Raw genomic sequence first — 10,888 nt, forward strand, 5'->3', positions numbered from 1 at the left:
AGGCGGTGCGTGAGCTAGGCGTACCGTGACGCTAGCAAGCGATGCGAGACGTCAGCAGACGGTGCGTGAGCTAGCTAGGTAAGGCCACCGAGAGGTGTGAGCTAGCTAGCCGATCCGTGAGGTAGAGCGAGTGGCCATTTAGAGTACAGGATACAAGGTAACGTCAGGCCTGGATGTGTCGGCTGACTTGTCTACTTCCTATCTCTCTACTTGTTGATGAAATGCCCCATCAGGAGGTGACAATCCGGCAATCACTCCCTCTTAACGTGTGACGCAGATCAAACGTTGTCGAAACATTTTCCCAACCACCCAACTCGCCAGGAGGAAAGAAATGAAGTCCTTTCGATTGCGATCAGTATTGTTCGTCGCAGGTCTTGCCATCGTTTTGACGGCCTGCGGCGGTGCTGCCATTCCAGAGGCGCCGGCCGAGGTTCCGGCCGCAACAGAAGCCCCAGCGGCAGAAGTGCCAGCCGCTGACGAGGAAATCACCCTGCGTTACTTCATGTGGGATCCGTCGTTCGAGGAGAAAGAGCAGCAGATGGTGGACAAGTACATGGCTGCCAATCCGAACGTGACGGTGGATTTCGAAATGGTGGGCACGCCCGACTATTGGACCAAGCTCAGCGCCCTTTCGGCGGCCGGCGATCTGCCCTGCGTCTTCAACATGAGCGCCGGTTTCGTGGACCAGTGGATCAGCGACGGCCTGCTGTACGACATCCAGGCCTACGTGGATGCCGGCATTGAAGCTGATGACTACTTCTCCGGCGTCTTCGACGTGGTGCGGGACAAGAGCAGCGGCGACATGTACGCCTTCCCCTTCGCCTTTGTCGAGACGGTACTTTTTTACAACAGAGACGCCTTTGACGAAGCGGGGCTGGATTATCCGAGCGAGGGTTGGGGCTGGGACGAGTTCCTGGCTGCAGCCAAAGCCCTGACCAAGGATGACAACAGCGACGGCCTGATCGACCAGTATGGTTTCTGGCACTATGGTCGCTACGCACACATCGAATCCTGGGTCTATCAGAACGCCGGCCGCATTCTGAACGGGAACAAGACCCGCTTCGAGCCTGACGCCAACGCGGTCGAGGCGATGGCCTTCCTGGATTCCCTCATCCACGAGCATGGTGTTGCCCCTGAACCCAAGGAGATGGAGGGCATCCGCCAACAGGACGTCTTTCCCCTGGGCATGGCGGCCATGTGGGTGGACGGTGCCTGGAACATCAACGGCAACCGGGAGAACATCGGCGATGCGTTCAATTGGGGCGTTGCGCCCGTTCCCCGTGGTCCGCAAGCTACAGGCGACGCGGCCTACGGCTGGCCGGACAGCATGTCGATTGCCGCTACTTGCGAGAATCCCGATGTGGCCTGGGACTTCATCGAGTTCATGACCGGCCCTGAGCGCACCATCGATCTGACCTTCGGCGGCAAGATTCCTATCTACAAGCCGGTTGCCCTGGACCCGGCCTTCCTCGAAGCTGATCAGCAGCCGGACAACAAGAGCTTCCTGCTGGAGTGGGCCAACAACACCGGCCCCACCACCTTCACGCCGGGTTGGGGCGAGTGGCGGGGCTACACCGATGGCGCTGGGCTGCAAGGCCAGCTGGACGATGTCTTCAACGGCGTCACTGACCTGGACACCGCCCTTGCCAACGCCACGGAACACGCCAATACCGTGCTCGAACGCTACTACCCGGACGCAGGTGCAGCGGCTCCGCCAGCCCAAACAGGCATATCTGACGAACCAGTGACGATGCGTTACTTCATGTGGGATCCGTCGTTCGAGGAGAAAGAGCAGCAGATGGTGGACAAGTACATGGCTGCCAATCCGAACGTGACGGTGGATTTCGAAATGGTGGGCACGCCCGACTACTGGACCAAGCTCAGCGCCCTTTCGGCGGCCGGCGATCTGCCCTGCGTCTTCAACATGAGCGCCGGTTTCGTGGACCAGTGGATCAGCGACGGCCTGCTGTACGACATCCAGGCCTACGTGGATGCCGGCATTGAAGCTGATGACTACTTCTCCGGCGTCTTCGACGTGGTGCGGGACAAGAGCAGCGGCGACATGTACGCCTTCCCCTTCGCCTTTGTCGAGACGGTACTTTTTTACAACAGAGACGCCTTTGACGAAGCGGGGCTGGATTATCCGAGCGAGGGTTGGGGCTGGGACGAGTTCCTGGCTGCAGCCAAAGCCCTGACCAAGGATGACAACAGCGACGGCCTGATCGACCAGTATGGTTTCTGGCACTATGGTCGCTACGCACACATCGAATCCTGGGTCTATCAGAACGCCGGCCGCATTCTGAACGGGAACAAGACCCGCTTCGAGCCTGACGCCAACGCGGTCGAGGCGATGGCCTTCCTGGATTCCCTCATCCACGAGCATGGTGTTGCCCCTGAACCCAAGGAGATGGAGGGCATCCGCCAACAGGACGTCTTTCCCCTGGGCATGGCGGCCATGTGGGTGGACGGTGCCTGGAACATCAACGGCAACCGGGAGAACATCGGCGATGCGTTCAATTGGGGCGTTGCGCCCGTTCCCCGTGGTCCGCAAGCTACAGGCGACGCGGCCTACGGCTGGCCGGACAGCATGTCGATTGCCGCTACTTGCGAGAATCCCGATGTGGCCTGGGACTTCATCGAGTTCATGACCGGCCCTGAGCGCACCATCGATCTGACCTTCGGCGGCAAGATTCCTATCTACAAGCCGGTTGCCCTGGACCCGGCCTTCCTCGAAGCTGATCAGCAGCCGGACAACAAGAGCTTCCTGCTGGAGTGGGCCAACAACACCGGCCCCACCACCTTCACGCCGGGTTGGGGCGAGTGGCGGGGCTACACCGATGGCGCTGGGCTGCAAGGCCAGCTGGACGATGTCTTCAACGGCGTCACTGACCTGGACACCGCCCTCGGCAACGCCACGGAACACGCCAATACCGTGCTTCAGCGTTACTATCCATAGCACGCGAGCACGCGGCGTGCCCTGGCCTGGGCACGCCAGAACAGGACTTTAGCCACGAATTTGCACGAATTTCTCGAATTCTTTATCCCATTCGTTCAATTCGCCGTCAGGTTCGTGGCTAATCGTCAATTGTTAACACCTGTGTCTGTGGCCCTGTGCAGGTGTGGCCGGTCTTACCAGCATACCACGCAACGTCAGCACGCCAGCACGTCAGCACGCCAGCAGGCGGTGCGAGAGCTAGGCGGTGCGAGAGCTAGACGTACCGTGAGGCAGGTATCCCGTAAGGGGCCGACCGTGCCAGCCTGCATTTTCATCGTTGCTGGTGTGCCAACGATCGAATTGACTGGGGGAGGGTCAGACCTGGAAGCGGCATTGACTCCTGGACTCCCGCATCCACATTTTCATCATTGCCGGTGCTCCAACGATCATGCTGACTTGTCTACTTGTCTACTTGTCTACTTGTTTCCTTGTCTACTTGTTTCCTTATCTACTTGTCTACTTATCTACTTGTTTCCTTATCTACTTGTCTACTTATCTACTTGTTTCCTTATCTACTTGCCTACTTGTTTCCTGATTGAGGATTTTATCCATGAAACATGGAAAACTCACTCCCTATCTTTTCCTGGCGCCGATGATCGTGGGATTGCTGGTGTTTAGACTGGGACCGGTCTTCGTCGCCATGTTGGCCGGTTTTAGCAAATGGAATATTCAGACGCCTCCGCAGTTTGTTGGCATGACAAACTACGCGGAGGCGATCAGTTCCGAGATATTCTGGCAGGTGACCAAAAACACCGTGCTCTTTGCTCTGCTGTTCGTTCCTGGTGTGATGATCCTGGCCATGATCATGGCGCTCATGGTCAACCAGAAATTGCGCGGCATAGCCTTCTTTCGAGGCCTCTATTTCTTACCCTATATCACGGCCATGGTGGCCGTTGCAATGGTCTGGAATTGGATTTTCGCCACGCGTTTTGGCGTTCTCAACCACGTTCTCAGGACATTCTTGCATATCTCTGATCCACCCGCCTGGTTAGCAGATGCCGCCTGGGCTCTGCCCGCCCTGGCTATCGTCGCCATCTGGAAGCACGCGGGTTTTCAGATGCTGATCCTGCTGGCAGGGCTGCAAAGCATCCCATCCAGCCTGTACGAAGCGGCCGTGATGGATGGCGCCACGCGCCGCGCCCAGTTTTTCAAGATCACCTTGCCGCTGATGTCGCCCGTGATTTTCTTTGTCTTCGTCATCACCGTTATCGATGCCTTCAAGACCTTCGATGTGACGTACGCGATGACCGGCGGTGGTCCCAATTACAGCTCCACCACTCTGGCTTATTTCATCTATCTCAATGCCTTTACCTATGGCCGCATGGGCTATGCCTCCGCATTGGCGATGCTATTGCTGATCCTTGTCGCGGCCACCACCCTTGTTTCTTTCCGTATGAAGGACCGCTTTGTCGAGTATGCACTTTAGACCGGTTATCAGTGACTGTCAGTAATCAATGACGCTTACCTGAACCGATCATCGGGAGACTACGACAACAATTATGACCACCAGACTTGGTTCCCGTCGATTCGGCGCCTTGCTATCCTACGCCATACTAATACTCTTCGCCCTGACCACGATTTTCCCTTTTCTGTGGATGGTGATCACGACATTTAAGTCGCGTGGGGCGATCTTTTCACTCCCGCCCACCTTCTACCCCGACCTGCTGTTCAAGCCGGGCATGTTCGATTCCTACATACAGGTGCTTACCAAGTACAACTTTCTGCGTTACTCCGCCAACAGCGCTTTCGTGGCGGGCATGGCAGCGATCGGACAGATCTTCACCGCCTCACTGGCCGGATTCGCCTTCGCCCGCATGAGATTCCGGGGCAGCGCTCTTCTGTTTGGCATTCTGCTCGCCACCACCATGATCCCGGTGGAGGCGATCATCATCCCCGAATTCCTGCTCATGGCAAAGTTGGACTGGCTCGACACCTATCTGCCACTCATTGTGCCATCCTTCCTCGTAGGCACACTGGGCACCTTTATGTTGCGCGAATTTTTTGCCGCCGTCCCCGACGAACTGGTGGAAGCCGCCGTGCTGGATGGCGCCTCTGTCTTTCGCGTCTACTGGGATATTTTTCTGCCCATTTCCGTGCCGGCAATGACCACGCTTTTTTTGATCGCCTTCATCGCCAATTGGAACGATCTGCTGCGTCCGGTGCTCTATATCTCCACGTCATCCCTTCGCACCGTTACTATCGGTCTCACTTCCTTTCAAAACGAATATGGCGCGCAATGGAATCTGCTGTTGGCCGGCGCTGTCGTGTCTATTCTACCCCTGCTGATCGTCTACATTTTTGCTCAACGCTACATCGTCGAAGGTATCGCCACCACCGGAATCAAATAGCATGAAAGCGCTCATTCTGGCTGCCGGCTCGCGCTCGCGCAGTGAACATGCACCCTGGGTACTCGAAACCCTGGGCGACCGGCCCATCATCGAATACGTGGTAGATCTGGCGCTCCAGGCGGTGACGAGCGATGATTTGATCATTGTCATCGGCAAAGAGGACGCCGCCATACGAGAGCATCTCGGTGACGCCTACCAATACGTGGTACAAGATGAGCAATTGGGCACCGGACATGCTATCTTGCAGGCCCAGCCCTGTCTGGAAGGCTACACGGGCAGTTTACTCATTCTCTATGGCGACACGCCGCTCTTTCGCCGTTCATCGATACTGGGATTGATCAACCGTCATCGCCAGAAGCAGGCCGGGCTGTCGCTCCTGACAGCGACCCTCGCCAGTGACCTGCCCTACGACCGCATCCTGCGTGGCCAGGATGGCTCGATTGCCGATCTGGCCGGAGCCGGCGACGACGGTGGGGCAGAGCAATTGGCCGAGTTGAATATCGGCGCGTACATGGTCGAAAGCAGTGAATTGTGGCCGGCGCTGCACCAGGCTATTCGGGCCAATCCCGAGGACGATATCCCCTTCACCACTTGCATCCGCCAACTATTGCACGAACGTTGTTCTGTGGCCAGCTACCAGGTGTTGGACGATGACGAAGCCCTGGGTATCAACACCCCGGACGATCTGGAGCAGGCGGGTCTGATTCTTAAAAAGCGACAATTGCGGCCGCGGCGTATCGAAGAGCACAACATTATTCGCTTTGGCACGGGAGGGTGGCGGGCGCTGATTGGTGAAGGCTTCACCCTGCACAATGTGCGTCGTCTCTGCCAGGCGCTGGCCAACGACATCGTTCGAAAAAACCGCGAAGCGGATGGCGTGCTCATCGGTTACGATCGCCGCTTTCTGGGTGATGTGGCAGCCAGGGCCGCCGCTGAGGTGTTTGCAGGCAATAACATCGCCGTGCAATTGCTGAAGGAGGATGCTCCAACGCCGTTGATCACCTATGCCACGGCTGAAAAAAACCTTGCCTACGGCTTGGTATTCACCGCCAGCCACAATCCCCCTCAATGGAACGGACTCAAAGTTTTTGCCAGCGATGGTTCACTGCCTCTGGATGAGCAGACACGGCAATTCGAAAACGAAGCCAATGCCCTGGACAGCGCCGATGTTGTCAAGGTCGAGTTAGAAATAGCGCTGCAGAGTGGCATGGTGCGTTGGGCGGATTACACTAACGCCTATGTCGATGCTGTGGAGGCGCTGATCGACATGCAGGCGATCCGAAACGCCGGGCTGAGCGTGCTGCTTGATCCCATGTTCGGCGTGGGACAGGTTACCTTGCAAACCATCCTCACCGAAGCGCGCTGCCGCGTCACAACCATCCACGAGCGGCACGATCCTCTTTTTGGCGGGCGTTCTCCCGCTCCCGACCCCAGGGCACTCACCACGCTGATGAGTTTAGTGAGCGGGGGGCCATACGATCTTGGTTTGGCCATGGATGGCGATGCCGATCGCATTGCTATTGTGGACAGCCATGGCGTTCACATTCCCACCAACGAGCTGTTGCTGCTGCTCTATTATTATCTCCACCAGGTGCGCGGGCAGCGGGGCGGCCTCACCCGAAACGTCGCCACCACCCATCTGCTGGATCGCCTGGCGGCCCATTTCGGCGAAACCAGTTACGAGACGCCGGTCGGCTTCAAGCACCTGGCTGCCAGCATGAAAGCGCACGATGTGCTGTTGGCCGGAGAGAGCAGTGGCGGACTCAGCATTCGGGGCCATATTTTGGGCAAGGATGGCATCTTCGCCTGCGCGCTGGTCGTCGAAATGCTGGCTCGCACCGGGCGCAGCATCGCCGACATGTTGTCAGATATCTATGCCATTACCGGGCGACTGGTCAGCCGGGAAGTGAACCTGCCCGCCACACCCGACATGAAGGTCCATGTACCTCGAAATCTGGCTGCGACCAGTCCCACCGAGGTTGCCGGCTATCCTGTCCAGCGGGTCTCCCATTTGGATGGGACCAAGTTTTACCTTGAGAACGACAACTGGCTCTTACTGCGTTTTTCCGGCACCGAACCCCTTCTGCGCATCTTCGCGGAAGCGGATACAGAAGAAAAGGTGGATGAACTATTGGCATGGGCTCAAGACATTATTCAGATTTGAAGCACGCCATTACCCTGGTTGGCATCGAAAAAACGCAGGGACGGCGTAAGTGGACGGCGGGCGGATTCAGCGATTTCGTATGCCTGCGCTTCGAGCCGGACAGGCTGTCGTTGCGCGACATCGATCAACAGGAACAAGCGCCAAAAGTGCACGCCATCGGCCATTTACGCTTTGTCAAAGCATTCTCGTTTGGTCGAGAACGTCCGCGCATCGTTCTCTGGTCCCGCCTGGCTCCGGATCGCTCCACCGCTGAGCTGTTCCCCGGCATCTCCGCCACCACCGACGAGGGCGAGGTTCTTTACAGCAGCAACTCGCTCATCACCTACACGCTGCGTCAATTACTGGCTCGTGGCTGGTTGCACTACAAGGGGGGCCAATGGCAGGTTGACATTGCCACCGGCGAATCTGAATGGCGGCAGCGGTCAGTGGCTGTTCTGGATTTCCTCTCGGCGGAAAACCGCTTGCACCTGTATGCCATGCCTGGGCAGCCGCCCCCTGCCTTCGACGACCTGGCAGGCGTGCATCCGACCGAGGATCTCATTCCCATGGACCGCCTGGGTTACGTGCGCGAGTTGGTGTGGCGCGAGAACCCGCTGGCCGCCTTCAACACCGCCTATTTTCTGCTGGAGCACAACGACTTCCTCAGCCACCATTCCGCCCTGGGCCAGCCCTACAATCTTTTCATCAGCGGTGGCGTGATCCAACGCCCGCCACTTTACCGGCGCAGCACCCTCTACCAGCGAAACGATGGCTCCTGGTGCATCGCCATGTTCGGGATGGAGGATATTGCACTCCAACTGGGGTCGTCATCCCCAGCTTTTGTCGTGGACCGACCCGCTCCCGTCACCCTCTACACCCGCCGCTGGGCCATTTCCGAGCAGAATCGGGTGATTGGATTCACGCCTCCTGCCGCCCACCGCCACGAATTCACCATCATCGACCGGCAAGTGCTCGGCTACAAACAGGGCGGCGGCCTCGAAATCCCGCAAAACGGCTTTATTCTGTCCTTCGACCGGGATGCACTCACCCCACCGTTATTGGCGGCTCTGCAAACAGGTCGGGTCGAGTACGGATGGCGGGAGGAAGAATACCGCGGCATTCGCCAGGCTATTCAGGTGGGGCCACGGCTCTTGCAGGGTGGCGACATTGCCCTCAGCACTCACAGTCTCGCCGACGAAGATTTCTGGATCGACAGGCGCGGGCCGGATGGCGCGCTGGAGTTGGGAGTCGTGCCCTCTGATTATCCTGACGATGTGGACCTAACCCGGGCGGGACGCGTGGGTGTGGGTATCGATGCCGGGGGAAGCTTGCTGGTGGGAGTGATGATGGGGGCCGAGACCAGGGGTGTCAAACACCCCGAATTGGATAGCGCCGGAGCCACACTGGTGGAGTTGGCCGAGTTCCTGCAGGAAATGGGCGCGGTGGACGCCGTCAACATGGATGGCGGCGGCTCCAGTCAGCTCTTTTACCTGGGCGGCTTAACCACCGTCCCCGGCAATCGGCTGGGCTTGCAGTCGGTGCATTACGAGCGCATGGTTCCCTCGATCGGCGTGGTTGCGTAATCCTTTCCTCTGCATACGAGCCAGCCCTATCGAACCCAATGCCGCGGAGCTCACATCCTTCGTGAGGCACCGCCCACTTGCTTTTTAAAGGGATCCAGGATATAATTCAGGAAATCTGCACCGGCAGAAATTCTGAAATTGGAGTGTTTCATGGATGTGACTATTCAGGTCCGTCAGCGGGGGACTGTGACTTTGCCGGCTGAGCTGCGCCAAAAATATGGGATCCGTTCCGGTGATTCGTTCAGGCTGGTTGATCTGGACGGCATATTTGTCTTGACACCGATGGTTCCGATGGTGCCGGAACTGGCTCGCGAGATCGAAGAAGCGCGCCTGGAAATGGGACTCAGCGTCGATGAGATGCTCGCCGGCCTGCGGGAGCAGCGTGCCCGCTACTACGCGGAGAAGTATGGGAATGAGCAGGGCACCTAGGCCTAGCGTCTTTGTCGATGCTGACGTGCTCTTCGCGGGGGCTGCTGCTCCCAGTGAACACGGTGCGAGCCTGGTTGTCCTGCGTATGGCGGAGATCACGCTACTCGATGCGGTGGCCTCGGAACAGGTGGTTACCGAGGTCGGGCGCAACCTGGTGGAGAAGATCCCCCAGGCCATGCCGGCGTTCCATCATCTCGTGACACGATGCCTGCGAGTCGTGCCCGATCCCTCCCATGATGATCTTCGTGATTTCACAGGACTGGCTGATCCGAAGGATTTGCCAATTCTGATGGTGGCTGTCAGGGAACAGTGTGATTGGCTTGTCACGTTCAACGTGCGGCATTTCCAGCCCGGCCATCCATCTGTGGCTGTCCTGCGTCCGGGGGAACTGCTCCTGCGCGTGCGCGATCGTTTGGCTTCGCTTTGACTGGTAGCAGCGATTATTCGTTCCCAGTGGATGGCTTCAAAGGCTGTGCTGTCTCTTTTCGGTCGTCCGGAGGTGTGACGTCTTTCGCAAGGCCGTCGCACCTGATTTGCCATGATCGATCAACTCGCGGCGCAGGGCGGCATCTCGCCGAGTGAACTCGGACTTTTCAGGTGCTGCGCCCCAGTGGTCGGCCTCCGCCGACCAGACACCGTGTCGGTCGTTTGGCCGCAGGCTCACAGAGCCCAGCAGCAGAGCCGAGTGAACTCGGACTTTTCAGGTGCTGCGCCCCAGTGGTCGGCCTCCGCCGACCAGACACCGAACAAGTCATCATTCTCCCGGTGGGTTGTCGCGGTACTCGAAGGAATCTTCCAGCTCTGCCAGGAGGTCATCTATTCCATGATGAGTTTTCTGGTTGTTGATGTAGCCCATAATCTTGGAGACATCCCATCGGCTTACACTAAAAGCGCCATAATAGCCCATCCATTTGAAACGATATTCGAGATGGAGGCGGTTATTGACAAAATGAGAGGAGACGCCTTTGAGTTGTTGCACCAATTTCGAAATCGAAAGCGTGGGAGGAATGCGCAGCAACACATGTACATGGTCAGATATTCCGTTGATTGCCAGCACTCGGCAGCCCATTGACTGGGCAACATCACCGATGCTGCGGTACAAGGCTCGTTCCATTTCAGGCATTATCAGCGGCAATCTATCCCATGTTGCCCACACCAGATGCACATAGAGTTCGACTTTATTCCTTCTCATTGGATGACCTCAAACCTTGATAGAGTGAAGGACGGCGCAGGTCGTCCACTGGCCGTAGGCCCATCGAGCCCGACTTTATTTGGTGCTGCCTCTGCTTCTCGCCGAGTAAACTCGGACTTTTCAGGTGCTTCGCCCCAGCGGTCGACCTGCGTCGACCGGCTCCATGCCAGAAACCAGGACGGCGCAGGCCGTCCACTG

At 57.9% G+C, this 10,888-nt stretch carries 8 protein-coding genes; 7 read left to right on the forward strand and 1 reads right to left on the reverse strand.

The features are described 5' to 3' along the window. Positions 1-331: 331 nt before the first annotated feature. The 7 genes from U9R25_00095 (at position 332) to U9R25_00125 (ending at position 9,925) form a co-directional block, all read left to right on the forward strand. Positions 332-2,956, forward strand: coding sequence for a sugar ABC transporter substrate-binding protein (locus U9R25_00095; protein ID MEA3334278.1), 2,625 nt, complete (start codon positions 332-334; stop codon positions 2,954-2,956). A gap of 589 nt (positions 2,957-3,545) precedes the next feature. Then, entirely contained in the window at positions 3,546-4,421 is an 876-nt protein-coding gene (locus U9R25_00100) for a sugar ABC transporter permease (protein ID MEA3334279.1), read from the forward strand. A 73-nt stretch (positions 4,422-4,494) separates the two neighbouring features. Then, positions 4,495-5,343: a carbohydrate ABC transporter permease gene (locus U9R25_00105; protein MEA3334280.1), complete on the forward strand. Its 849-nt coding sequence runs from the start codon at positions 4,495-4,497 to the stop codon at positions 5,341-5,343. Position 5,344: 1 nt separating this feature from the next. Beyond that, positions 5,345-7,507: an NTP transferase domain-containing protein gene (locus U9R25_00110; protein ID MEA3334281.1), complete on the forward strand. Its 2,163-nt coding sequence runs from the start codon at positions 5,345-5,347 to the stop codon at positions 7,505-7,507. Beyond that, positions 7,480-9,069, forward strand: coding sequence for a phosphodiester glycosidase family protein (locus U9R25_00115; protein MEA3334282.1), 1,590 nt, complete (start codon positions 7,480-7,482; stop codon positions 9,067-9,069). The genes U9R25_00110 and U9R25_00115 overlap by 28 nt, the downstream gene beginning before the upstream one ends. Before the next feature lie 150 nt (positions 9,070-9,219). After that, on the forward strand, positions 9,220-9,498 hold the full coding sequence (locus tag U9R25_00120) for an AbrB/MazE/SpoVT family DNA-binding domain-containing protein (protein ID MEA3334283.1): 279 nt from the start codon (positions 9,220-9,222) through the stop codon (positions 9,496-9,498). Continuing rightward, positions 9,482-9,925 carry a PIN domain-containing protein gene (locus U9R25_00125; GenBank protein ID MEA3334284.1) on the forward strand — a complete coding sequence of 148 codons (444 nt, stop codon included), beginning with the start codon at positions 9,482-9,484 and terminating at the stop codon, positions 9,923-9,925. The genes U9R25_00120 and U9R25_00125 overlap by 17 nt, the downstream gene beginning before the upstream one ends. Positions 9,926-10,252: 327 nt before the next feature. On the opposite strand, the gene tnpA is transcribed toward U9R25_00125, so the two are convergent. Continuing rightward, positions 10,253-10,690 carry an IS200/IS605 family transposase gene (gene tnpA / locus U9R25_00130; protein MEA3334285.1) on the reverse strand — a complete coding sequence of 146 codons (438 nt, stop codon included), beginning with the start codon at positions 10,688-10,690 and terminating at the stop codon, positions 10,253-10,255. Positions 10,691-10,888: the final 198 nt, after the last annotated feature.

Source organism: Chloroflexota bacterium, from assembly GCA_034717495.1.
Lineage (GTDB): Bacteria > Chloroflexota > Anaerolineae > JAAEKA01 > JAAEKA01 > JAYELL01.